The organism is Bradyrhizobium sp. SUTN9-2, from assembly GCF_003122645.1.
In the GTDB taxonomy this organism is placed as follows: domain Bacteria; phylum Pseudomonadota; class Alphaproteobacteria; order Rhizobiales; family Xanthobacteraceae; genus Bradyrhizobium; species Bradyrhizobium yuanmingense.
In genome coordinates, this window is record NZ_LAXE01000001.1 from 4321191 (window position 1) to 4345497 (window position 24307).

A 24307-nucleotide genomic window follows, 5' to 3' on the forward strand; every position below is an offset into this window, starting at 1 on the left:
TTCCGCAAACACAGTGACAGTTGAGTTCGCGGAGACTCCCCCTCACCCGAATTGCTTCGCAATTCGACCTCTCCCCGCAAGCGGGGCGAGGTGAAGAAAAAGACATCACTGGGGAGAAGACAATGAAGAAGGCCTTCTGGGCTGCGCTGATTGCTGTTCTCGCTGTTGCAGGCGCCGCGCGCGCCGACGATTTTCCCTCGCGTCCCATTACCATCATCGTGCCGTTCGCGGCCGGGGGCCCTTCGGACGCAATGGCGCGGGTGCTCGCCGAGCGTATGCGGGTGCCGCTGGGCCAGCCGGTCGTGGTCGAGAACGTCACCGGAGCAGGCGGCTCGATCGGTGTCGGTCGTGCCGTGCAATCGCCGCCCGACGGCTACACCATCTCGTTCGGCCATCTCGGGACCCACGTCGCCAACGGCGCCGTCTACAAGCTCAAATTCGACCTCGTTGCCGACCTCGAGCCGGTGGTGCTGCTGCCGAGCAACCCGATGATCGTGGTCAGCAAGAATGCGGTGCCGGCGACCTCGCTGAAGGAGCTGATCGACTGGCTGAAGTCGCGACCGTCGCCGCCGACCGCCGGCACGGCCGGCGCGGGCTCCGGCAGCCACATCGCTGGCGTCTATTTCGAGAGCGTCTCCGGCATCAAGTTGCAATACGTGCCGTATCGCGGCACTGCACCGGCATTGAACGATCTCATCGCCGGCCAGATCGACATCATCGTCGATCAGACCTCCAATTCCATCAGCCAGGTCCGCGCCGGCACCATCCGCGCCTATGCCGTCACCGACGACAAACGCCTCGCCTCCGCACCCGAGATCCCGACCGCGGAGGAGGCGGGCTTGAAAGGCTTCAACATGACGCTGTGGTCGGGCATGTGGGTGCCGAAGGGCACACCGAAGGAGATCGTCGCAAAGCTCAACGCCGCGGCCGTAGAGGCGCTGAACGATCCTGCGGTGCGCAAGCAGCTCGAAAGCCAGGGTCTCGAGATGACACCGAAGGATCAGCTCACGCCCGAAGCGCTCGGCACGCGGCAAAAGGCCGAGATCGCGAAATGGTGGCCGATCATCAAGGCGGCGAACATCAAGGTGGATTGAACCGGGCGGCGCACTCCTCGCGGCGTCACCGCCGCGTTTGCTGGCGGCGGGGCGCTCACGACGTGGTTTGGTGACCTGGTGCCAGCGCACGGTCCAGGCATTGCATCAGATCCGAGGCGGCGAACGGCTTACCGAGAAAACAGATTGCGCCCGCATCGAGCGCCCGCACACGCACGCCCTCATCCGGGAAAGCTGTGATGAATATGAACGGCGTAGCCGACCCCTGCGCCCGCATTTGCGTCAACAGATCGATTCCGCTCATCAGCGGCATCTGCACGTCGGCGATCACGCACGAGGTGTCGCTCGAATCGGTCGAGCTCAGGAACTCTTCCGCCGAGGCGAATGTGTGGACGTTGTATCCGCGCGATTCCAGGAGATTGTTGATCGCGGCCCGAACGTAGGGGTCGTCGTCAAGCACCGAGATGACCGAAGCCACTGACAAGACGTCCGCTCCTCGCCAGGAATTACGCTTGCCGTCGCCACGGCTAGAACATAAAGGCGCAAGGTGGACCTGCCGGTCACGATTGGAAACTCATACTTAGGTTTGTGCATCGGGCTTGTTCGGGCCAATCCCGAGCGCCTCGCTCATTCTCACCAGATCGGCCAGCGACTTCGCGCCCATCTTCCGCATGATCTGGCCGCGGTAGATCTTGACGGTGATTTCGGCCAATCCGAGCTGGGCGGCGACCTGCTTGTTCATCAGGCCGGACGTCACCAGTGACAATACGTCTCGCTCCCGCGAGGACAGTGACTCGAAGCGTGATCTGACCGTCGAGACCATCCTGTTGAGGTCGCGGCGCTTGCGGTCTCGCTCGATCGCGGCCTGAACTGCGTCGAGAATGTCCTGATCGCGGACCGGCTTGGTCAAAAAATCGATCGCCCCGCTCTTCATGGCCCGAACCGTCATGGGAATATCGCCATGACCGGTAATGAAGATGATAGGCGTGTGGATATTTGCCCTGGCAAGATCGGCCTGCAGCTCGAGGCCGCTCGTTCCGGGCAGGCGGATGTCGAGCACCAGGCAGCTCGGGACGTCTGGCGGCTTGGCCTGCAGGAGCTGCGGCGCCGAGCCGAATGCTTCGACCTTGAGACCGACCGACTCGAACAGATTGGTGAGCGCACGGCGCATGGACGCGTCGTCGTCGACGATGAGGACAAGGGGCTGATCGCCGTCCTTCTGCGGCGGCGAAGAGTCCGCGCGCTCGGTCACGATGCTTCCTCTCGGTGGAGGGGCAAGGTGATCTGAAAAGTCGCGCCGCGCTCCTGGTTTGATATGGCGGAAAGTCGCCCGCCATGGGCCTCGATGATCGATCGACAGATCGACAGGCCCATGCCCATGCCGGAGGACTTCGTGGTGAAGAACGGCGTGAACAGGCGGTCTATCGCCTGTTCGCTGATGCCGGTTCCGCAGTCGGAAACGCTCACCTGCATCGCGCTATCGCCGCTCGCCTGTGAGCGAATCGCCAGCTCGCGCGGGCGATCGTGGACGTCTGCCATGGCCTCGATCCCGTTCATGATCAGGTTGATCAGGACCTGCTGCAATTGGATGCGATCGCCAAAGATCCTCGGCAGTGCCGACGACAGCTCCATGCGGACGGACACGGCGTGGCTGGCCATCTCGCGTTGAACCAGCGCGACGGCCTCCCGCACGACCGCATTGGCGTCGAGCGGAACCATCTCGATGTCAGAACGCTTGGCGAGCGCCCGAACGTGACGGATCACGTCGCCGGCACGCCTGCCGTCCTCGATGATCCACTCGACCGAGCGGCGGGCCGCTTTGAGATCCGGCGGACTGCGCTGCAGCCAGGCGAGGCAGGCGTCGGCGTTTGCGATCACTGCAGCGAGCGGCTGATTGATTTCGTGCGCAATCGAAGCGGTCAGCTCACCCAGTGTCGTGACACGTGTCACATGGGCGAGCTCGGCCTGGGCCTTGCGCAGTGCGTCTTCGGCTTGGTTGGCCCGGATGGCGGCGGTTACGTCCGTGCAAACGCCACGGTAGCCCAGGAAAGTGCCGTCCGGGTCGAAGAAGGGTTTGCCGCTGGTCCGGACGTAGATCGGCTGCCCACTACGGTCTTTGCTGCGGTACACCAGGTCGCGGAACGGGACGTGGGCGTCGAGCGCCGCTCGATGTTGTCGCCATTTTTCGGGCTCGAGAGCGGCGTCGGGCGCAATGTCCCAACGCGTGAGCCCGATCAGGCCGGCGGGGGCGGTGTTGGTATCGGAGTGCTCGGATATCTGGGTGACCCGGTGGTCCGGCCCGGTTTCCCAGAACCAGTCAGACGCGGTTTCGGCATAGTCGCGAAAGCGCTGCTCGCTGTCACGAAGCCTGCGTTCTGCCTCCTTGGTCGCGGTGATGTCGGTTACCGATCCGACGAACTCAACGCGACCGCTCGCATCTCGCGTTGCCCGTGCCACCGCTCGGACGTATTTGATGGAACCGTCGGGCATCACCAGCCGGTATTCGTGATCATAGTCCTTGCCCTCGCGCGCCGCCCGGCCCGTCGTCTGCTGCACGGCGAGCCGGTCCTCCGGATGGATCCGCTGGAGCATGAAGGGGATCGCGGGCTTCGTCCCTTCCTCGCATTCGAAGATGCGATAGGTCTCCTTGGACCAGGTGATCTCGCGGGTTGCGGCCTTCCAGCCAAAACTACCAGTGTGGCTCAATTCCTGCGCCTGGGCGAGATAAGCCTCGCTCTGTCGCAGCGCGTTCTCGGCCTCCTTCCGCTCAGTGATGTTCTCGCAGGCGACCAGCACGATCGGCCCGCCATTGGCTCGCAGCATGGCCTTGGCGTTCTCGCGCACCCATAACATCGAGCCGTCCTTGCGAACCTTCCGGATCTCCCAGGTGTGTGACTGATCAAGGGTCTTGAGGCACAACGCGACACAGGCGCGGACAGTGGCGCGATCTTCCGCGAGGAAGACATCCAGCACGGATCGGCCGATCAACTCCGCCGGCGTGTAGCCCAGCTGCTCGGCGCCGAATGTGTTCACGTTGATCACGGTACCGGCCGGATCGACCATGAAGTACATGACCGGCGTGTGCTCGAAGACCTGCTGCCATTGCTTGACCGCCTCGAGCAAGTCGGCGGCATTGGCATCGGTGCGCTGCTTGGCGGGAACAGTTTGCCTCAAGCAGCCGACGAGGAATTGCGCGGCTGACTTTCCGAACGTCGCTGCCCGGCCAGGCTTCATCGCTGACGCTCCCGGCACTCTCTGCGTGAAGAGGAGTAGAGCACGTTGCGGCCAGAGGAGCAATTCCAGCCAAAGTCGGGTCGGCCGTCATGACGTTCGCCTTTGGACCGTCCGCTCACCGCCAGGTCCATTGCGGCGCCTCAAGGACACCGTGCCGGCCGAGGTTCACGGTGACCGTGCAGCCGGTGCGTCGTGCGCCGTCTCGTTGAACTCGGGCCGCGTGGGCCCGGGCGAATACGGGACAAACTTAGGTATAGCTCCTCCATGCCTAGTCATGTCGGCCATTTTACCTCCGTACAATTGAGCGTTTCGTGCCCGGCGGACTAGCCTCTCGACCATCGGGAGTGTCGAAGCGAACAGCCGAGAAAAGCGCAAGCAACAGAGGGAGACAGCAATGTGCGATATGTCGGTACTTCCTGAGCGTCGCCCATCGGCGTCCGAAAGTTGCTCCTCAGTCAAGGGCTGTGCGGTGTGCGGCGGCAAGTTTGGCCTGATCCGCTACTATTCCTGGCGCACGGCGCTCTGCTCCAAGAAGTGCGTTGATCGTTTCCGCACGCGAAGCGAACGCGACCGCCGGTGGTTGTTTCGGGCCCAGGTCGCATAAGGCTGGATTGGAGAGTTGATCCGGGAGGCCGTGCGTTGAACCGCTCATGCAAGCTCTTCTGCTGGATCGTTCTCATCGCCCCCATCGCGGCCGGCCAGGCACAGGAGACGGGACACGGTGCCGTTCATCGCAAGCACCCACCCCAGGACCAGGCGCTGCACGAAAAGTTCTATTCCTCCTGGCACATGCCTGATAACCCGAGCCTCAGTTGTTGCAACAGCGCCGACTGTTATCCGACCGACATCCAGTACATCGACGGCCAGATCTATGCGCGGCGCCGGGAAGACGGGAGATACATTCTGATCCCACCGCAAAAGGTGGAGCGAAACAGGGATAATCCGGACGGCCGGAATCATCTGTGCGCTCCACCGCCCGCACTGTCTCCGCTCGACAGCGTTTACTGCTTCGCTTTGGGAGGTGCCACATGAGATTCGCTTTCGTGCTGGTCAACGGCCGGACCCCGTTCCGGCAGACCTCGTGCGTGCAGTGCTACGAGCCGATCAGCGGCAGTTATTTGCGCGAGATCGCGACCCGTCTGCCTTACTGCGATCATCAGTGCTACGCGCTGTTCTGCGAGACGCTCGCCAAAGATGGCGTGAGAGCGGCTTCATGAAATTCGTGGTGGTCAATCACGAGCCGCCGTTGCACGCGGCCGCGTGCAGCACATGCTCGCGGTCGCTCCGCTCCGGCTATGTCCGCCATGCGCGGACGCAGCGCCGTTACTGTGACGACGATTGTTACCGGCGCGGCGAATTCTCCACGCTGTTCATGCACTGGCCGGTGCCTGGGCGGACGGAACCAATTGCCGGCAAGGTCGAGCTCGCCGCTGGCAGCATGATCCAGACGTTGACGGTGATGAGTGCCGTCTGGTGCTGGGGCTGCACGATCACTGCCTGGACCTTCGCGAGAGCTTTGACCGGCGCCTATTTGGACAGTCGCGACCCGATCACGATGGAAGGAGGTGACACCTAGAGCATGATCCGGAAAAGTGTGAAGCGGTTTTCCGAAACGATCATGCTCAAACAATAACCTAAAGCGCGATGACGATTCATCCTAATCGCATCGCGCTTTAGCTGCGCGGCTGCACGCGCGTAGAAGCCGCAGCACCGTATTCTTGCAGGCGCCGCGTCCAGCCCCGGCGGCGTCGATCAGGGAATGGGTGCTGCGGCCGCCGCTGGCTCCGTTGCGCTGGCCTCGTGCGTCACCACGCGCTGGTCGCTCTTGCCGGCGATCATGCTGCTGCCCTCGAACCTTGCCCGGTAGACCAGCACGTTCTCCATCACGCGCTGGACGTAGTTGCGCGTCTCGGACAGCGGGATGCGCTCGACCCAGTCGACCGGGTCGACGTTGGGGTCCCGGGGATCACCGCGCTTCTGCACCCATTCGCGCACGCGGCCGCGGCCGGCATTGTATCCGGCGAAGGTCATGATCTGGTTACCGCGATATTCCGAGAACAGCGCGCTGAGCTCGGCGGCGCCCATCTGCGTGTTGTAGACGGGGTCGGAGACCATCCTGTCCCAGTCGTAAGTCAGGCCGAAGCGCTTCGCGGTGTCGCGTCCCGCTTCCGGCGTCACCTGCATCAGCCCGACCGCGTTGGCATGCGACTTGTCGCGCTGCTCGAACGAGCTCTCGGTGCGTGCCACCGAATAGATCACGCTGGTCTCGATCGCCGGTGCGACCTGCTTGTGCTCGGGGATGCCGATGGTCGGGAAGGCGTAATGGTCAAGCGCGAGCCCGCGCGCCAGCGCGGTCTTGCCGACCTCCAGCATCACGCGCGCATCGTTGCGCCGGCCCGCAAGCTCGCCGAGCGCTTCCAGCGCGGCGACGTCGGTGCTCTCTTTGGCGAAATCCTCGGCGTAATAGAACACCATGTCGCGCTCGCCGATGCCGTAGAGCATGTCGGCGGCGCGCACGCGCTCGTCCGCAAGCTGCGCATCGGCCGAGGCCAGCACCGGCGAGGGCGGACGCAGTTCGATGCCGTCGAGGCCGAGCCTGGCGCGGGCGAGCTGGCCGTAATAGGCGGTGTGATAGCGCGCCGCCGCCCGGTAGCTCATGCGCGCGTCGGCCGCCGCGCCCATGGCTTCGGCCGCGCGGCCGCGCCAGTAATGCGCCCGCGACAGCGCGATCGGATTGGACGAGCCAGCGTCGATCGAGGCGAAATGCACCATCGCCGTCTTGGGATCGTCGAGATAGCGTAGCGCGATCCAGCCGCACATGAAGTGATAGTCGACGCGGTAGACCTCCTTTTCCGGCACCGCGGCCGTGTGCACCACGTCATAGGCGATCCTGGCCTTGCCCTGATCGAGCAGCTTGCGCGCCAGCATGCGGCGCTCGCGCCACCAGGCATCGGTGTCCTGCGCGGCCATCATGTCGGGCTTGGCAGCGAGGATCACCTCGGCCGCGTCGTCGATGCGGTCGTTCTGAAGATGCCACTGCGCGCGGCACAGCACGTAACCGAGATCGCGTCGCTCCTCGGCCGCGACGTCCTCGAGCAGATCCTTGGCCTTGCTCGCCTTGCCGGTGACGGCGGCGCAGGCCTTCACGATCGCGAGCGCGTCCTCGCCGAGCCGCTTCGCCGCGCGCCGCGCACCTGCATAATCCTTGGCGCCGAGGCGCTTGTCCATGCGCGCGCGGTGATCGTCGGCGGACAGAAGGTCGCCGAACGCCGCATAGGAGTCCTCTTCGCTCCGCTCGGACAGTTCCTCCGCGCGCCAGGTTTCCCGGACCAGCCGCGCAGCCCTGTCGGTCTCACCTTCGGCGAGCAGGACGCGCGCGAGTGCGAACTTGCCCTTGGCGCTGGTCGGGCGATCCATCGTGAACTTGTGCACGATGGCCGCGTCGGCCTTCTCCTGCCACAGCCGTGCCTCGGCACGGCGGCGGAGCAGGGCGCTGCTCGGCCAACCGGGATTGGCGGCGAGGAAGGCGGCGTAGCGCTTGAAATTCGCGGTGCTGTCGGGATGGCGCAGCATGAACCAGTCGGCGAGCTTCTGTCCGGCAGGGTCCGTGATGCGGTCGCGCGCAGCGCTCGCGTCTTCGGTCTTGCCCTTGCGCGTCAGGTCGATGGCGTCCTTGAGCGCGGCAAGATCGCCGGTCAGCGGCGGCTTGGCCGCGGGCTCCTCGACCGCCTTCTTCGATTTGCGCTTGGCCTCGGCGTGCTTGCCGTGCCGCGCTTTGCCGGCGGAGGCGTGGCGGTGCTTGCCCGCTTTCGCCTCATGCGTCTTCTTCGGTGCGGATGATTTTTGACTGCTCTTCGCCGCAAGCTCGGTGGGAAGGAGGGCCATCGCGGCCACGGCAACGACACACGCGAGCGAGCGTAGGCACTGGTTCATTGGATGGTCCCCCCTGCGAAAACCACTACAAACCAAGGTCCGCGACATGCGGCTTGCGAATCAAAGTACCGAACGATGCGTCGGCATCGTGTCGCATCCTCAGGCTGTCGCAACAATGCGGCAAAATACGGATTGGAACTGGGGAACTTCCGAAGTGACGGAAGAGGCAGTGGCTTTAACCTTTGTTAACGATCTGGACTCGCGCGACGATTGCGCACGGTACAGGACGCCGGAACGGCCAGATTGCGCGTGTTCCCTCGGCGAAATCCGGTGTATGAGTTCCTTATCTTCATCCTTTCAACCTTTGCCCTGTACCTATGCCGATTTTCAACCAGTCGATCCGGCGCAAGATCGTCGGCATCGCGCTCGGATTGATCGTCCTGATGCTGGTCACCTCGATCCTGTCGATGGTGATGTCCAGCCAGGTCGGCATTTTGCTCGACGAGCTGACCAACCGCTACATCCCCGCCTATAGCCATCTGGCGCGCGCGAACATCCGCTCGCTGGAACGGGCGCTGGCGCAGCGGCGGATGGTGATGACCAGGATGGAGGCGCCGTCGGACGAGGAGGCCTACGCGGCGCGGCTTCGCGACTTCGAGGCCTTGGACCGCAATTTCGAGCGGGAGGCCGAGGCCGCTCGCAAGCTCATCAACGCGATCATCGACGACCCCAGGACGTATTCCGACAACGCCGCGCTGGCACGGCTCGACGTCCGGATCGAAAGCTCCGTCACCGAGCTGCGGCGCGATCTGGACGAGGGCAATGCGAAACTGCTCAAGCAGGTTGACGCCAAGGATATGGCCGCGGCCCGCGGCACGCTGGAACACCTCGACACGCTGCGCGATGCGTTCAACCGGAAGGTCGATGCGATCCGCGCCGACATGCTGGCGCAGGTCTATTTCTCGACGTCTCAGGTGATCGGCCGCCAACACCAGACCATCATCGTGTCGGGGGTCGTAACCCTGCTCGCGGCGATCGTCGGCTTCGTGTTTGCGCTGCTGGTGAGTAGCGGCATCACGCGACCGGTGCGCCTGCTGCTGGCCGGCGCCCGCGAGGTCGAGGCGGGCCGGTTCGACAAGCCCATCACCGTCTCGACACAGGACGAGATCGGCGAGCTCGCTGCCGCCTTCAACCGCATGATCGAGCAGCTCAGGCACAACGAGCGCATTCGCGAGACCTTCGGCCGTTACATCGACCCGAAGGTGGTGCAGGGCCTGATCGACCGGCCGGAGGTCGCCATCGACGGTGAGCGCCGGGTGATGACCATCTTGTTCTGCGACATGAGCGGCTTCACCTCGATGAGCGAGGGCATGACGCCGCGCGGCCTCGTCAAGGTGATGAACCACTACTTCACCGTGATGTCTGCTCCCATCAGGAACAATCGCGGGATCATCGACAAATATATCGGCGACGCCATCATGTCCTATTGGGGGCCGCCCTTCATCGAGGAGGAGGAGCAGGGTCTGCTCGCAGGGCTCGCCGCCGTCGAGATGACCGATCAGGTGCCCGCGCTGCAGAAGCAGCTGCCGGACCTGCTCGGCATCCGCGCCATGCCGGCGCCGTGCGATCTTCGCATCGGCATCGCCACGGGCGAGGTCCTGACCGGCAGTATCGGTTCCGAGCTGATGATGAGCTTCACCGTGATGGGCGATGCCGTGAATCTCGCCTCGCGGCTGGAGGCCGTCAACAAGGTCTACGGCACCCGCATCCTGATCTCGCAGGCGACCGCGGACGGGATCGGATCGCGCCTGGAATTGCGCGAGATCGATCGTCTGGCGGTCGCGGGCCAAAGCGCGCCGCAGGCGATCTTCGAGCTGATGGCGAGACCGGGCGCGCTCAGCGATGCGCAAGTGAGCTTGCGCACGCATTATGCCGATGGTCTCGCCGCCTATCGTGCGCGGCGCTTCGACGAGGCCCGCGCCGCCTTCAACGCGGCGCTCGAGGCGGTCCCCGGCGACGGCCCCTCGCGCACGATGCTCGGCCGCATCGCTCAATTTGTGGCCAATCCGCCGGATCCCGATTGGGACGGCGTCTGGCGGCTGGAGCAGAAATAGCCGTGCCTTTGCGGTCGGCACGCCGCGCCGGAAAAAAGATGCTACTCCATAACGATGTTCGCCGTGACCTATTTCCCGGGCTTAGGTTGGGTGTCCATGAGGCGTCTGATGGGGACACGCCGATGACACATCTCGAGGACAGGCTGGAACGGTTCGAGACGCTCAGCGCCGAATGCGAGCTGATCGCCAAGCTCGCCACCGACAGCAGCAAGCGCGAGTTCTATTTGAAGCTCGGGGAACAGTACCGTCAGCTGGCCGTCGATATCCGGCAGGCGATCGCGACGACGGCTGCGGCCTGAGCCGGCTGAAATCCGTTCTTAACGTTTGGCGCGCATCCTTGGAGCAAGCGAGCATCGCCGGTCGGCGACACTCGTTGGTGGGAAGGCCGGGGTTCGCTGCAATGCAGCGCGCCTCGTGAGTGTGATTTGCCATGTCTGACAGGGCAATCCCATGCGCCTCGTTGCAGTGATCATATTCGCGCTCATGACGGCGGCCTGCGATCAGGAGCAGGACATCACCGGCTCGACGAATCCGGCCTGTCCGTTGCGCAACTACAGCTACAATCCACGCGACATGAACCAGTGCGTCAGCGCCTGCAAAACGTGCGACCGCGGCACGACGGTCACCTGCACGACCTCCTGCACCCTCAAGGGCGCCCGCTGAGCACTTTGCGGATGCGCGGAACCGGTAGGGCACTCGAGCCAATGCCGGCGGTGCTGTAGCACCGGAACGATTCACATGGATTAATCATTGAAGGAGGCGGCAGGACGCGGAGTCCAATGGAATGGGTATGCTCGATCCCGGTCGATTTCTGGTGTCGTGCTCGCATTGCGATGCCTGGCCGATGGCGGCCAATGTGAAACGGTCGAGCTGGTCGGCGTCGCCGCACGAGGTCCGCTTCGTCTGCACGCGTTGCCGCCGCGAAGAAACGGCGATCGTCTCGGCCTCCGGCGAATTGACTCCCATCAAGCGCGTCGATGCCCCGCCACGCGATGTCGCTGTCGCCTGGGCCCAGGCGCAACGCTCGCGCGGGCGATCCTGATGTTCGGCATCGCCGTCTCGTCGGTGTGTCGCTTCTCTGTCAATCCCATCTGCGCGAAAATATTCCGCTTTACCGAAATTCGGAAATGGCGTATGTATCGCCCATCCCGGCTCAATCTCGAGGGGCGATCATGAGGTCGTCATTGTCGCGAGCCGGGCTTGCGGTGGACGCGGCAGCGTCGTGTACGAGAGCTGAGGGCAGGGCGGATTGCTCTCCGTGAGCCCGAGGCTTCGTACGGACGAGCGGCGCTGTCAGGTTCGTCGCGCCGGCATTTCGATGGCAACGTGCACAACGCCGTCGAACCCTGCGGCGCCAACGGACCGCGCGTACGGCAAAACCGTGTGGTCCTGGCCGTCGTTGCTACGGTCAAGCTCTGGCGAATGCGGCATTGACGTCAACCGGCGCGGTGCCGGCGACTTTCGCGGGAGCGAGGGAGGCCAGAGGGAACTCGGCTCCCGGGAGAGCGCGGCATAAGCCGTCCGACCATCGCGCAGGGAAGGCCGTGTGTTGGGCTTCACCTGTATGCTGCTGTGCGGTTCTTCCTGCGTGTGCTTTTCGCGCAGCGGACCGCGGGTGCCGCCGGCACCCGGCCTTCCCTGCGCCCTCTTGGCTATGAGGGCGGCGAGATCAAGCAAAGCTCGGGCGAAATGCGCTGCGGGGCCGAATACGCACGTCTGCGTCCACACATTCGGTGTCATCGCCCGGCTTGACCGGGCGATCCAGTACTCCGAGACGCCAGTGATTGAATCGAGAGGCCGCGGCGTACTGGATTCCCCGCCTTTCGCGGGGAATGACAAGTGTTACTTGGAGAACGCAGCGTCGCCTCACACTCCGTCATTGCGAGCGCAGCGACTTGTCCGCGGAAGCCTTTGGCGAAGGCGGAAGCAATCCAGAATCTTTCCGCGGCGGGATTCTGGATTGCTTCGTCGCAAGGGCTCCTCGCAATGACGAGGAGGAGAGAGCGAGCGCTACACTCTCTCGTGCCCCGGACGCAGCGCAGCGTCCCCCCGGCGATGCGAAGCATCGTCCGGTTCGACGATGCGCTGCCGAGCCGGGGCCCATCCATCTGCGCCGTACCATGTCGCCCCTGGGTCCCGGCTCTGCGCCGCAACGCCCCGCGCGTTGCAACTTGTCCGGGACACGAGCGATGCGCATCGCTTCGCGTGGGGCTGCCGCCGACTCACTTCGGGAATGCCCGCCTGTCGTCCAGAGTGGATGTTCTGTGCCTTCCGAAAGATCTCAGGTTGTGGGTCGTCACTTTAGCGAGGTATCGCCGTAAGCAAACCCGTGTCTTCCCGGTAACGATTGTGCTGTCTGTGCAACACCCACATCGGATTTAACCCTTATCACCGGCGGTTCGCATCGCCGCCGCTTTTTGGCCACACCCGAACATGAATAAAATCGCTCTAATGTTTTAAGGGCAGTGGCGGTCTTCGAAGGCGACGAGAAAATCCCAAGGTCGATTCAAATCTTGGCTCTGATTTTTCGGGTCTGAAAGGGTTGGCCGGAGAAGCTGGTTGCGATGGGCGCGAAGATCAACAAGCAAAGGCTGCCGAGCCGTCACGTGACGGAAGGCCCTGCGCGCGCGCCGCACCGGTCCTATTTCTACGCCATGGGTCTGACCACCGAGCAGATCCACCAGCCCTTCGTCGGCGTCGCCTCGTGCTGGAACGAAGCTGCTCCCTGCAACATCGCGCTGATGCGTCAGGCGCAGGCGGTGAAGAAAGGCGTCGCGTCCGCCGGCGGCACGCCGCGCGAATTCTGCACCATCACCGTGACCGACGGCATCGCCATGGGCCATGACGGCATGCGCTCCTCGCTGCCGTCGCGCGAATGCATCGCCGATTCGGTCGAGCTGACCGTGCGCGGCCATGCCTATGACGCGCTCGTCGGGCTCGCCGGCTGCGACAAGTCGCTGCCGGGCATGATGATGGCGATGGTCCGCCTCAACGTGCCCTCGATCTTCATCTATGGCGGCTCGATCCTGCCCGGCAATTTCCGCGGGCAGCAGGTCACCGTGCAGGACATGTTCGAGGCGGTCGGCAAGCATTCGGTCGGCGCCATGTCGGACGAGGACCTCGACGAGATCGAGCGCGTCGCCTGTCCCTCGGCCGGCGCCTGCGGCGCGCAGTTCACCGCCAACACCATGGCGACCGTGTCTGAGGCGATCGGCCTCGCGCTGCCTTACTCGGCCGGTGCCCCCGCACCGTATGAAATCCGTGACGCCTTCTGCATGACCGCGGGCGAGAAGGTGATGGACCTGATCGCCCAGAACATCCGGCCGCGCGACATCGTCACCCGCAAGGCGCTGGAGAATGCGGCCGCCGTGGTCGCTGCATCCGGCGGCTCGACCAATGCTGCGCTGCACCTGCCTGCGATCGCGCACGAGGTCGGCATCAAGTTCGACCTGTTCGACGTCGCTGAAATCTTCAAAAAGACACCATATGTCGCGGATTTGAAGCCGGGTGGCCGTTATGTCGCCAAAGACATGTTTGAAGTAGGTGGCATACCGCTTCTGATGAAGACGCTGCTCGACAACGGCTTCCTGCACGGTGATTGCCTTACCGTCACGGGCCGCACGATCGCCGAAAACCTCAAGAGCGTGAAATGGAATCCGCACCAGGACGTGGTGCACCCGGCAGACAAGCCCATCACCGTGACAGGCGGTGTGGTCGGCCTGAAGGGCAATTTGGCGCCAGAAGGTGCGATCGTGAAAGTCGCGGGAATGTCCAACCTCAGGTTTACCGGTCCGGCCAGGTGCTTCGACCGTGAGGAGGACGCGTTCGAGGCGGTCCAGAACCGCACCTACCGCGAAGGCGATGTCATCGTGATCCGCTACGAAGGGCCGAAGGGCGGTCCCGGCATGCGGGAAATGCTCCAGACCACGGCAGCGCTGACCGGCCAGGGCATGGGCGGCAAGATTGCGCTCATCACCGACGGCCGCTTCTCCGGCGCAACCCGCGGCTTCTGCATCGGCCATGTCGGGCCGGAGGCGGCGGTCGGCGGCCCGATCGGGCTGCTCGAGGACGGCGACGTCATCGAGATCGACGCGGTGGCCGGTACCCTTAACGTAAAATTGAGCGACGCCGAGCTCGCCCAGCGCAGAACCAAATGGAGCGCCCGCGCGACTAACCACACGTCGGGTGCGCTCTGGAAATATGCTCAGCAGGTTGGACCGGCGGTCGGGGGGGCAGTGACCCATCCGGGCGGCGCGCACGAGAAACAGTGCTATGCGGACATTTAGGCGTGCCACAGTTGCGTTTGTGTTGGGGGCGGCTGCGCTGGCCGTGCCGGCGTTCGGCTTCGACGGTTCGCCGGTCAACCCGAAGGACGCCACCATCCCGGTCGTGACGACCTTGCCCGGCGCTGCGGGTGCGGTGCGCACCAAGGTTCCGCCGCAGGTCGCAACCCAGGAAACCTCGCTCAGCGCCTTGCAATATGCCGCCGAGGGCGGCCACCCCATCGCGCAGTGGAAGCTCGGCCGCATGTACGCCAACGGCGACGGCGTCGCCCAGGACGATTTGCGTGCCTTCGAATATTTCAGCCGGATCGCGAACGCGCATGCCGAGGACAGCCCGTCGGCGCCGCAGGCGCAGATCGTGGCCAACGCGTTCGTCGCCCTCGGCCGCTACTATCTGGCCGGCATCCCGAATTCGAAGGTCAAGGCCGACCCGGACCGCGCCCGCGAGATGTTCTCCTATGCCGCATCCTATTTCGGCAACGCGGACGCGCAGTACGACCTCGCCCGTCTGTACCTGAAGACCCCGGACGCCTCGCGCGAGGACTACCGCTATGGCGCGCGCTGGCTTGGCCTCGCCGCGCAGAAGGGCCAGCATCAGGCCCAGGCCTTGCTCGGTCAGATGCTGTTCAACGGCGACCGCCTGCCGCGGCAGGCCGCACGCGGCCTGATGTGGCTGACGCTGGCGCGCGACAGCGCCGGTGCCGACGAGGTCTGGATCAAGGAAAGCTACAACCGCGCCTTCGCCAAGGCCTCCGACGACGACCGCGCCATGGCCCTGCAAATGCTGGAGCAATGGGTGCAGGGGCGTCGGGAGTGATCGGCTGAGGCGGCCTTAAGCCGCCTCGAGATCCAGATCCGCCCACACCGGCACGTGATCCGACGGCTTCTCCCAGCCGCGCACATAGCTGTCGATGCCGACATTGGCGAGCTTGTCGCTGGCCTGCGGCGACAGCAGCAGGTGGTCGATCCGCAGCCCCTGGTTCTTCTGCCAGGCCCCGGCCTGGTAGTCCCAGAACGTGTAGAGCCCGCCCTCGTCGGTGACGGCGCGCAAGGCGTCGCTGAGGCCGAGGCCGAGCAGGGACTGGAAGCTCTCGCGCGTCTCGGTCTTGAACAGCGCGTCCTCGGTCCAGGCGGCCGGATTGTGCACGTCGCGGGCATGCGGGATGACGTTGAAGTCGCCGGCCAGGATCAGCGGGACCTCCTCCTTGAGTCGCTCCTTCGAATAATCAAGAAGCCGCGACATCCATTTGAGCTTGTAGGGATATTTATCGGTCCCGACCGGATTGCCATTGGGCAGATAGAGGCAGGCGATGCGCAGCACCCCTCGCTTCAGCGTCACCACGCCTTCGAGGAAGCGGGCATGGCTATCCTCGTCGTCGCCGGCGAGGCCCGACTTGGTCTCGTCGAACCTGAGCTTGGAGAGCAGGGCGACGCCGTTGAACGTCTTCTGCCCGTGCGTCACCACGTTGTAGCCGAGTGCCTCGATCTCCAGCCGCGGAAAGGCCTCGTCGACGCACTTGATCTCCTGCAGGCAGACGATGTCCGGCTGGCACTCTTTCAGCCAGGTCAGGAGCAGATCGATCCGCTGCCGGACCGAGTTCACGTTCCAGGTGGCTACTCTGATGGGCATTGGCAGGGCTCCGGGCGGGGGTCTTGGTTAGAACAAAATGCAAACGCACCCGTCAAGCCGGCCGCAAAATCTCCCACAAAATTAACCCGGCTTAAGCAGGCCGCAGGCCATTGATCGTCAAGAGGTTCCTCGGATGGATGGCCGGACAAGGCGATGAATCGAACTCAGCCGCGTGACGGCCTGATCGGCGCGTTCCTGTATTGGCTCGGCGGCTTCGAGATCGAGGACGGTCTGACCGCCGATCTCAGCGAGCGCGAGATCCGCCGCATCCGCGCCAAGCAGATCGACGCGGTGACCCAGCTGATCCCTGTGACGATGGCCGTGACGATGCTGAACGTCGCCATCGTGCTGATCCTGTTCTGGGGCAGGGGCTGGAACGACTTCCTCGCGATCTGGGGCCTGACGCTCGCCGCCACCGCTTCGCTCGCGGTGCGCGCGTGGCACAAGTCGCATCAGAACCCGCCGCAGGAGACATCGCCGCACGCGGCGCGGCAGATGCTGCGGCAGGCGTTTTTTCTCGCCGCGATCTGGGGCGCGCTGCCGCTCGCTCTGTTCAGCCGCATCGAGCCGACCAGTCAATTGCTCCTGGCCTGCCTGATGGTCGGCATGATGTCCGGCGGCGCTTTCACGCTCTCGACCTTCCCGCGCGCGGGCCTCGTCTATCTCGCGACCATGACGATCGCCTGCGCCGGCGCGCTCCTCCTGTGCGGCACCGGCCCATATCTGGTGACCGCCGTGTTCCTGCTGCTGTTCGCATTTTTCATGGCGCGTAACATCGTCTCCCAGGGCAACCTCTTCCTCGGCAATCTCAAGGCCCAGCTCGAGCTCGAGCGCCAGACCGAGATCATCTCGCTGCTGCTGAAGGATTTTCAGGAGAACGCCAGCGACTGGCTCTGGCAGACCGATGCAGAGGGACGTCTCGTCGACGTGCCGCAACGCTTCGCGGACGTCGCGCAGCTGCCGCTTCCGCTGCTGAAAGGCGCGCAGTTCGCCGACGTGCTCGACATGCTCTGCCCCGAGGACAAGTCAGCGGCCTACAACATCGTCGGCCTGATGGAGCAGGCCGAGCCGCTGCACGAGATGAATCTCAAGGTCGTCGCCGGCGGCGAGGCCCGGCTGTGGTCGCTGACGGCGAAGCCGGCCCATGATCGTGACGGTCATTTCCTGGGCTATCGCGGCTTCGGGCGCGACGTCACCGAGCGCTGGCGCGCGGAAAAGGCCGAGGCCGAAAGCCGCGCCAAGTCAGACTTCCTGGCGGTGATGAGCCACGAGATCCGCACGCCCATGAACGGCGTGCTCGGTCTTGCCAGCATGCTCCTCGAAACCAGGCTCGATCCGGAGCAGCGCGAGGCCGTCACCACGATCCGCGAGTCCGGCGACAACCTCCAGCGCATCCTCAACGACATTCTCGATCTCTCCAAGCTGGAAGCAGGCCGCTTCCAGTTCGAGGCGATCGACTTCGCGCCGCAGGCGCTGGTCGAGACGGTTGCGACCGTGGTGCGCGCCAGCGCCAAGAGCAAGGGGCTCACGGTCAAGGTCGAGCTCGATCCGAACCTGCCGCCGACGCTCCGCGGCGACGTCGCGCGCATCCGCCAGGTGCTGCTCAATCTCGCCTCCAACGCTGTGAAGTTCACCGACGAAGGCGAGGTGACGATATCGGCGACCTGCCAGGCGCGGCGCGACCTGCTGGCGACCGTCGAATGGACGGTGACCGACAGCGGCATCGGTATCGCGCCCGACAAGCTCGACCTGCTGTTCAGCGACTTCGCCCAGGCTGATGCCTCGATCAGCCGCCGCTTCGGCGGCACTGGCCTCGGCCTTGCCATCAGCAGGCGGATCATCGAGCAGATGGGCGGCACGATCGGCGTCATCTCGACGCCGGGAGAGGGCTCGACCTTCCGCTTCACGCTGGTCCTGCCCTGGAGCCAGGCGCAGGCGTCCGATCAGGCTGGCGGCCGCGACGAAGCCGACGAGCTCCAGGCCCGGATCTCCGGTCTCGACCGGCCGCTGAAGGTGCTGGTCGCGGAGGACGATGCGGTCAACCGCATGGTCGTGAGCAAGATGCTGGGGGCATTCGACATCGAGCTGCGTGTCGTCACCGACGGGACCGAAGCCGTCGCGGCAGCCTCCGAAGGCAATTACGACGTCGTGCTGATGGACGTGCGCATGCCCGACATGGACGGGCTCGCCGCCACCCGCGCGATCCGCGCGCAAGGCGAGCGCTTCGAAGCCATGCCGATCATCGCGCTGACCGCCAATGCCTTCCCCGAGGACATCAAGATCTGCCGCGAAGCCGGCATGTCGGACTTCCTGGCCAAGCCGCTGCGCAAGCCGGCACTGGTCGGAGCGCTCCTGCGGGCGCTGGACGGTCACGTCATGTCGGAGGACGCACCGCTCCAGCCGACGTTGATGCCTGTCGAGGTGGCCTGGACGGACGAGGAAAGGGAGATAACGGGCGCGTAGGCGCGCTAGACCGAGAAGCTCGTCCCGCAGCCGCAGGACGCGGTGGCGTTGGGATTGTTGACGCGGAACGAGGCGCCGATCAGGTCGTCGACGAAATCGACCTGCGACCCCGCCAGGAACGGCTGGGAGGCGGAATCGACCAGCACCACCGCATTGTCCTGCTCGATCACGAGATCGTCGTCGGTGCGGGCGCGGTCGATGTCGAACTTGTACTGGAAGCCGGAGCAGCCGCCGCCCTCGACCGAAATGCGCAGCATCGCGCCCGAGCCTTCGCCCTTGAGGATCTCCCCAATCCGGCGTGCGGCCCGGTCGCTGATGGTCACGGCAGTCGTCATTGCTGGTCTCCGATAGTCCCGGCGTCATACCCAATTCATTTGGTATCCCGCGCCCGACATAGTTAAGTGCCACCATACGCAGAATCAAATGGATAGGGACTAAATTCGCCGTGTCCGTCGGAATGGCAGCCCCCCGCGCGCCCTATGCCTGCGACCCCGATCGCAGCCGCGGCCGGCTGGTCGCCGAGCCTCCGAGCCGGACCCGCAGCCCGTTCCGGCGCGATTGCGATCGGGTGATCCATTCCACCGCGTTCCGCCGCCTCAAGTACAAGACCCAGGTGTTCGTGTTCCACGAGGGCGACCACTACCGCACCCGGCTGACCCATTCGCTGGAGGTGGCCCAGATCGCCCGCGCGCTGGCCCGCCAGCTCGGGCTCGACGAGGACCTCACCGAAACTCTGGCGCTCGCGCACGATCTCGGTCATCCGCCGTTCGGGCACGCGGGGGAGCGGGCGCTGGATGCTTGCCTGAAGCAGTTCGGGGGATTCGACCACAATGCCCAGACGCTGCGCGTCGTGGCTTCGCTCGAGCACCGCTATCCCGAGTTCGATGGGCTCAACCTGACTTGGGAATCGCTGGAAGGCATCGTCAAGCACAACGGGCCGCTGACCGATCGCAGCGGCGCCCCGGTCGGGCGCTACCGCGAGCATGGCGTTCCCGTCGGGATCGCCGACTACGTCAAGACCTACGATCTCGAATTGTGGAGCTTCGCCTCGCTGGAGGCGCAGGTCGCCGCGATCGCCGACGACATCGCCTATGACGCCCATGACATCGATGACGGTCTGCGCGCCGGCCTGTTCCAGCTCGACGATCTCAAGGTGATGCCGCTGACGGCGGAGATCATCGCCGAGACTGCGGCGCATTATAACGATCTTGAAGACGTCCGGCGCGGTGCCGAGCTGGTGCGGGAGCTGATCTCGCACCTGATCGGAGCGGTGTTTGCGGAGACAGGGAAGAACCTCGCGGCCGTGAAGCCGCAATCGGCCCAGGATGTCCGCCGGCAGAGCCGGGCGCTGGTCGCGTTCCCCGCCGAAGTGGCCGAGGAAGAGGCCGCCATCAAACGCTTCCTGTACCAGCACATGTACCGCCACGCGCGGGTGATGCGGGTGATGGGCGAGGCCGAGCAGATCCTGTTCGATCTGTTCGCAAAATACCTGAAATCCCCCAGCGAGCTGCCGCCGGAATGGCTGCTGGGGGCTGAGGCCGACGACGAGGGCGACCGGGCCCGCCGGATCGGCAATTTCATTGCCGGAATGACCGACCGCTTCGCCCTGACCGAGCACCAGCGGCTCTTTGACTCGACCCCGGATTTGCGTTAGGCGGCGGCCATGCCCCAGACATCCTCATCGCTGCATCTGTTCGCCGACGTGCTCGCACGCGTGCACGGCGCCTGCCGCGCGCTTGCGGCGGATTCCAGCTGGCCCGAGGGCATCGATTTCTCCCGCGTCGTCGTCGAGCCGCCGCGCGATGCCTCCCATGGCGACATGGCGACCAACGCCGCCATGGTGCTTGCGAAAGAGGCAAAGGCAAAGCCGCGCGATCTCGCCGAGCAGATTGCCGAACGGCTGCGTTCCGACGCGCTGATCGCCAAGGTCGATGTCGCCGGTCCCGGCTTCATCAATCTGACTCTGAAGCCCGCCGCCTGGGCCGAGGCGCTGCGCACGGTGCTGCGCGAAGGCGCCGATTACGGCCGCATCCGGGGCGGCACCAAGGTCAATGTCGAATACGTCTCCGCCAATCCGACCGGGCCGATGCATGTCGGCCATTGCCGCGGCGCCGTGTTCGGCGACGCGCTGGCGAGCCTGCTCCAGTTCGCCGGCCACGATGTCACGCGCGAATATTACATCAATGACGCCGGCGCCCAGGTCGACGTGCTCGCGCGCTCAGCCTTCCTGAGGTATCGCGAAGCGCTCGGCGAGGATATTGGCGCGATCCCGGAAGGGCTCTATCCCGGCGACTACCTCAAGCCGGTCGGGCAGGCGCTCGCGACGGAGCATGGCGACAAGCTGCTCGCGATGAGCGAGGCCCAGTGGCTGCCGACCGTGCGCGCCAAGGCGATCGCGATGATGATGGACGAGATCAAGGACGATCTCGCCGCCCTCAACATCCGCCACGACGTGTTCTTCTCCGAGCGCTCCCTGATCGAGACCGGCAACAACAAGGTTGCCGAGACCATCGACTTACTGAAGGCCAAAGGCGACATCTACGAAGGCCGCCTGCCGCCGCCGAAGGGCGCGCCGGTCGAGGATTGGGAAGACCGCGAGCAGTTGCTGTTCAGGGCGACCGCCTACGGCGACGACGTCGATCGTCCGCTGATCAAGTCGGATGGTTCCTACACCTACTTCGCCTCCGACATCGCCTATCATAAGAACAAGTTCGACCGCGGCTTTGCCGAGATGATCGACGTCTGGGGCGCCGATCACGGCGGCTACATCAAGCGCATGCAGGCGGCGGTGAAGGCGACGACGTCGGCTAAGGGATCGCTGGACGTCAAGATCGTCCAGCTGGTGAAGCTCTTGCGCAACGGCGAGCCGGTAAAGATGTCGAAGCGGAGCGGGGACTTCGTCACCTTGCGTGAAGTGGTGGATGAGGTCGGCCAGGACGCCGTCCGCTTCATGATGCTGTACCGGAAGAACGACGCGGTGCTCGATTTCGACCTCGCCAAGGTCATGGAACAGTCGCGGGACAACCCGGTGTTCTACGTCCAGTACGGCCATGCGCGCGGCCATTCGATCTTCCGTAACGCGCGCGCCGAGGTGTTCCCGGAACTCCCCGAGGATGCCGGCGCGCGGATCGCATGGCTCGCTGAGTCGGCGGTGGAACGGTTGTCGGACCCCGTAGAGCTCGATCTTCTTAAGCGCATCGCAATTTATCCGCGCATGCTGGAAGCTGCCGCCGCGGCCCATGAGCCGCACCGAATTGCCTTTTATCTCTATGATTTAGCCAGCGAATTTCATGCACTTTGGACGAAAGGGCGCGATTTGCCCTATTTACGCTTCATTATCAATAATGATGCAGATCTTACAAAGGCGCGATTGGCAATGGTCCAGGGCGTCGTCTCGGTCCTGGCATCGGGCCTCGCCATCCTCGGCGTCCATGCCCCGGACGAGATGCGGTAGTTTGGGGCGAACTACTTAAGGGGAATTCGGGGGTAACCGGCAGAAGCCGGATCGCTTAGACTTGGTTGAAAGCCTTGTGGGTCGAAAGCCGTGCCTTGGTCGAGGGGCGCGCGGCTTTCCCGAAGGGACGCATCATCACGATGGCCGAACGATATCAGGACAGACCGTTTCCTTCCGATGACTATGGTCGCGGCGGAGACCAGCATGGGAAGGCGGATAGCGATCCGTTGGCCGAGCTCGCCCGTCTGATCGGGCAGACCGATCCGTTTGCGGCGCAGTCGCGTCCGCCCGCGGCGCCCGCCCAGAGCTATCAGGACCACGATTACCGCCAGCTCGATGATCAGCAGGACTACGCGGAGCAGGCACCGTCGCCGCCCTCATGGATGCGGCGTGCCAACGTGCAACCGCAGCCGGCACCCGCGCCGGAGCCTGACTATCCGATCACCGTAAGCCCGGTCCACCCGCTGCATCGCTACGCCGCCAAGCCTGCCGCGCCCGAGCCTGTCGTTCATCAGCCCCAGGCCTATCAGGACACCTATCAAGATCAGGCTCATCAAGATCAGGCTCATCAGGAGCAGGCCTATCAGCAGCATGGTCAGGCCTACCAGGAGCAGTCCTATCAGGAGCCGTATGCGCAGCCCGATCCGTCGCGCTACGACGATGCGCTCTATGGTCGGCTGGAGACAGGCGAGCAGGACTATCAGCGCGAGCCGGCCTATCCCGACGACCCTTACGCCGACCAGAGCGACTATCCGGAGGACGAGGTCGAGGAGCCGAAGAAGCAGCGCGGCGGCATGATGACGGTCGCGGCGATCCTGGCGCTTGCCGTGCTCGGCACCGGTGCTGCATTCGCCTACAAGACCTATATCGGCTCGCCTCGTAGCGGCGAGCCGCCGATCATCAAGGCCGACAACACCCCGACCAAGATCGTGCCGGCGCCGACGGACTCCGCGGTCAAGGTACCGGACCGCATGGTCAGCGGTGACGGCACCGAAAAGATCGTGCCGCGCGAGGAGGCGCCCGTCGACGTCAACGCCAAGGCGGGCGGGCCGCGCGTGGTGTTCCCGCCGCTGAACCAGAATGCGAACCCGCCCTCGGTGGCGAGCGTGTCACCATCCACCGTGCCGCCGCCGAGCGCGGGTCCGAGCCCGAGCAACGGCACGCTGCCGAACCATTCGCCGCGCGCGATCAGGACCGTTGCGGTGAAGGGCGATCAGACCGATAGCGCCGTGCCGCAATCGGCCGCCGCCAAGCCGGCGCCCGCGGCGCCGAAGCCCGTTGCCGCGCCGGTTGCGCCCGCCGCGCCGCGCAATCCGCCGACCTCGGCCAATGCCAGCGCCAACCAGCCGATGTCGCTGGCGCCGCAATCGTCCCCGTCGGCCGAGCCGCCGCAGCGGATAGCTGCGACCAACCCGACGCAGATCGCGCCCACCAGCAGCGGTGGCGGCTACATCGTGCAAGTCTCCTCGCAGCAGAGCGAGGATAGCGCCGCCGCATCCTACCGGGTGCTTCAGAGCAAATACGGCAGCGTGCTCGGCTCCCGTTCGCCCGTCATCAAGCGTGTCGACCTCACCGACAAGGGCAAGGGAGTCGTCTACCGCGCCTTCGCCGGCCCCTATGGTTCGGCCGAGGAAGCGACGCAAGCCTGCAACAATCTGAAGTCCGCAGGCCTGTCTGCCTGCTTCGTCCAGAGGAATTAACGGTCGTTTCCTTGACCCCCTCGTGGGGCAGAGTTAATCGGCCGTTATGAGCACGCGGGCCTTCATTACCGGCGTATCCGGAACGGAACTGACCGCCGCCGAGCGGGAGTTTATCCGTGCCGAACGCCCATGGGGCTTCATCCTGTTCAAGCGTAATGTCGCAACACCAGCACAAGTTGCTGCGTTGGTTGCAGAATTGCGTTCGGTCGCGAAGGCCCCCGACGCGCCGGTCCTGATCGACCAGGAGGGGGGACGGGTGCAGCGGCTGGGGCCGCCACACTGGCCGGTCTATCCGCCGGGGGCCGTATTCGCGAATTTGTACGACACTGATTCGGCCCTCGGGCTCACTGCGGCGCGCCTCAGTGCCCGCCTGATCGCAGCCGATCTCGCCGATCTCGGCATCACCGTGGATTGCCTGCCGCTGGCCGACGTGCCGGTGCCGGGCGCCGATGCGGTCATTGGTAACCGGGCCTACGGCACGGAGCCGGGCAAGGTCGCGGCGAT

21 protein-coding genes are annotated in these 24307 nt (G+C 64.7%); 15 read left to right on the top strand and 6 right to left on the bottom strand.

Features of this window, described 5'->3' with window-relative positions:
• Positions 1 to 122 precede the first annotated feature (122 nt).
• Entirely contained in the window at positions 123 to 1094 is a 972-nt protein-coding gene (locus tag XF30_RS20095; RefSeq protein WP_109143648.1) for a tripartite tricarboxylate transporter substrate binding protein BugD, read from the top strand.
• A gap of 55 nt (positions 1095 to 1149) precedes the next feature.
• Here the strand turns inward: XF30_RS20095 and XF30_RS20100 are convergent, their stop codons facing one another.
• The 3 genes from XF30_RS20100 to XF30_RS20110 form a co-directional block, all read right to left on the bottom strand.
• Positions 1150 to 1536, bottom strand: a complete 387-nt coding sequence (locus XF30_RS20100) for a response regulator transcription factor (RefSeq protein ID WP_109143649.1) — start codon at positions 1534 to 1536, stop codon at positions 1150 to 1152.
• A gap of 96 nt (positions 1537 to 1632) precedes the next feature.
• Positions 1633 to 2304, bottom strand: a complete 672-nt coding sequence (locus XF30_RS20105) for a response regulator transcription factor (protein ID WP_109143650.1) — start codon at positions 2302 to 2304, stop codon at positions 1633 to 1635.
• Positions 2301 to 4286, bottom strand: coding sequence for a PAS domain S-box protein (locus XF30_RS20110; RefSeq protein WP_109143651.1), 1986 nt, complete (start codon positions 4284 to 4286; stop codon positions 2301 to 2303). Before XF30_RS20110 ends, XF30_RS20105 begins: the two co-directional genes overlap by 4 nt.
• 639 nt (positions 4287 to 4925) lie before the next feature.
• On the opposite strand from XF30_RS20110, the gene XF30_RS20120 reads away from it, so the two are divergent.
• From XF30_RS20120 to XF30_RS20130, 3 genes are read left to right on the top strand one after another with little or no spacing between them, the layout of a single operon-like run.
• Positions 4926 to 5318: a hypothetical protein gene (locus tag XF30_RS20120; protein ID WP_109143652.1), complete on the top strand. Its 393-nt coding sequence runs from the start codon at positions 4926 to 4928 to the stop codon at positions 5316 to 5318.
• Positions 5315 to 5503 carry a hypothetical protein gene (locus XF30_RS20125; RefSeq protein ID WP_109143653.1) on the top strand — a complete coding sequence of 63 codons (189 nt, stop codon included), beginning with the start codon at positions 5315 to 5317 and terminating at the stop codon, positions 5501 to 5503. Before XF30_RS20120 ends, XF30_RS20125 begins: the two co-directional genes overlap by 4 nt.
• Positions 5500 to 5862, top strand: a complete 363-nt coding sequence (locus XF30_RS20130) for a hypothetical protein (RefSeq protein ID WP_036031661.1) — start codon at positions 5500 to 5502, stop codon at positions 5860 to 5862. The genes XF30_RS20125 and XF30_RS20130 overlap by 4 nt, the downstream gene beginning before the upstream one ends.
• A 176-nt stretch (positions 5863 to 6038) precedes the next feature.
• Here XF30_RS20130 and XF30_RS20135 read toward each other — a convergent pair whose 3' ends face one another.
• Positions 6039 to 8219: a lytic transglycosylase domain-containing protein gene (locus XF30_RS20135; RefSeq protein ID WP_109143654.1), complete on the bottom strand. Its 2181-nt coding sequence runs from the start codon at positions 8217 to 8219 to the stop codon at positions 6039 to 6041.
• 317 nt (positions 8220 to 8536) lie between these two features.
• On the opposite strand from XF30_RS20135, the gene XF30_RS20140 reads away from it, so the two are divergent.
• The 6 genes from XF30_RS20140 (at position 8537) to XF30_RS20170 (ending at position 15373) form a co-directional block, all read left to right on the top strand.
• Positions 8537 to 10273 carry an adenylate/guanylate cyclase domain-containing protein gene (locus tag XF30_RS20140; protein ID WP_109143655.1) on the top strand — a complete coding sequence of 579 codons (1737 nt, stop codon included), beginning with the start codon at positions 8537 to 8539 and terminating at the stop codon, positions 10271 to 10273.
• Positions 10274 to 10395: 122 nt separating this feature from the next.
• Positions 10396 to 10572, top strand: a complete 177-nt coding sequence (locus XF30_RS38550) for a hypothetical protein (RefSeq protein ID WP_192893196.1) — start codon at positions 10396 to 10398, stop codon at positions 10570 to 10572.
• 151 nt (positions 10573 to 10723) lie between these two features.
• On the top strand, positions 10724 to 10936 hold the full coding sequence (locus XF30_RS20145; RefSeq protein ID WP_109143656.1) for a hypothetical protein: 213 nt from the start codon (positions 10724 to 10726) through the stop codon (positions 10934 to 10936).
• Positions 10937 to 11057: 121 nt separating this feature from the next.
• The gene (locus XF30_RS20150) at positions 11058 to 11315 is read left to right on the top strand and encodes a hypothetical protein (RefSeq protein ID WP_036009816.1); all 258 of its coding nucleotides are present in this window, start codon (positions 11058 to 11060) and stop codon (positions 11313 to 11315) included.
• A gap of 1522 nt (positions 11316 to 12837) precedes the next feature.
• Positions 12838 to 14559: a dihydroxy-acid dehydratase gene (gene ilvD / locus XF30_RS20165; RefSeq protein ID WP_109143658.1), complete on the top strand. Its 1722-nt coding sequence runs from the start codon at positions 12838 to 12840 to the stop codon at positions 14557 to 14559.
• A complete protein-coding gene (locus XF30_RS20170) occupies positions 14546 to 15373 on the top strand; it encodes a tetratricopeptide repeat protein (RefSeq protein WP_109143659.1) in 828 nt (275 codons plus the stop codon). Before ilvD ends, XF30_RS20170 begins: the two co-directional genes overlap by 14 nt.
• 15 nt (positions 15374 to 15388) lie before the next feature.
• Here XF30_RS20170 and xth read toward each other — a convergent pair whose 3' ends face one another.
• Positions 15389 to 16186, bottom strand: coding sequence for an exodeoxyribonuclease III (xth, locus tag XF30_RS20175; RefSeq protein ID WP_036028256.1), 798 nt, complete (start codon positions 16184 to 16186; stop codon positions 15389 to 15391).
• A 153-nt stretch (positions 16187 to 16339) separates the two neighbouring features.
• Between xth and XF30_RS20180 the strand changes: the two genes are divergently transcribed.
• The gene (locus XF30_RS20180) at positions 16340 to 18649 is read left to right on the top strand and encodes a hybrid sensor histidine kinase/response regulator (protein ID WP_109143660.1); all 2310 of its coding nucleotides are present in this window, start codon (positions 16340 to 16342) and stop codon (positions 18647 to 18649) included.
• Between the two features lie 5 nt (positions 18650 to 18654).
• Here XF30_RS20180 and erpA read toward each other — a convergent pair whose 3' ends face one another.
• On the bottom strand, positions 18655 to 18984 hold the full coding sequence (gene erpA, locus XF30_RS20185) for an iron-sulfur cluster insertion protein ErpA (protein WP_024342679.1): 330 nt from the start codon (positions 18982 to 18984) through the stop codon (positions 18655 to 18657).
• Positions 18985 to 19094: 110 nt separating this feature from the next.
• On the opposite strand from erpA, the gene XF30_RS20190 reads away from it, so the two are divergent.
• From XF30_RS20190 to XF30_RS20210, 4 genes are all read left to right on the top strand, one after another.
• A complete protein-coding gene (locus XF30_RS20190) occupies positions 19095 to 20303 on the top strand; it encodes a deoxyguanosinetriphosphate triphosphohydrolase (RefSeq protein ID WP_085969154.1) in 1209 nt (402 codons plus the stop codon).
• A 9-nt stretch (positions 20304 to 20312) separates the two neighbouring features.
• A complete protein-coding gene (gene argS / locus XF30_RS20195) occupies positions 20313 to 22103 on the top strand; it encodes an arginine--tRNA ligase (RefSeq protein WP_158284394.1) in 1791 nt (596 codons plus the stop codon).
• 140 nt (positions 22104 to 22243) lie between these two features.
• Positions 22244 to 23803, top strand: a complete 1560-nt coding sequence (locus tag XF30_RS20205; RefSeq protein WP_109145785.1) for an SPOR domain-containing protein — start codon at positions 22244 to 22246, stop codon at positions 23801 to 23803.
• A gap of 46 nt (positions 23804 to 23849) precedes the next feature.
• The coding region (locus tag XF30_RS20210) for a glycoside hydrolase family 3 N-terminal domain-containing protein (protein WP_146207801.1) at positions 23850 to 24307 on the top strand (458 nt) is incomplete at its 3' end.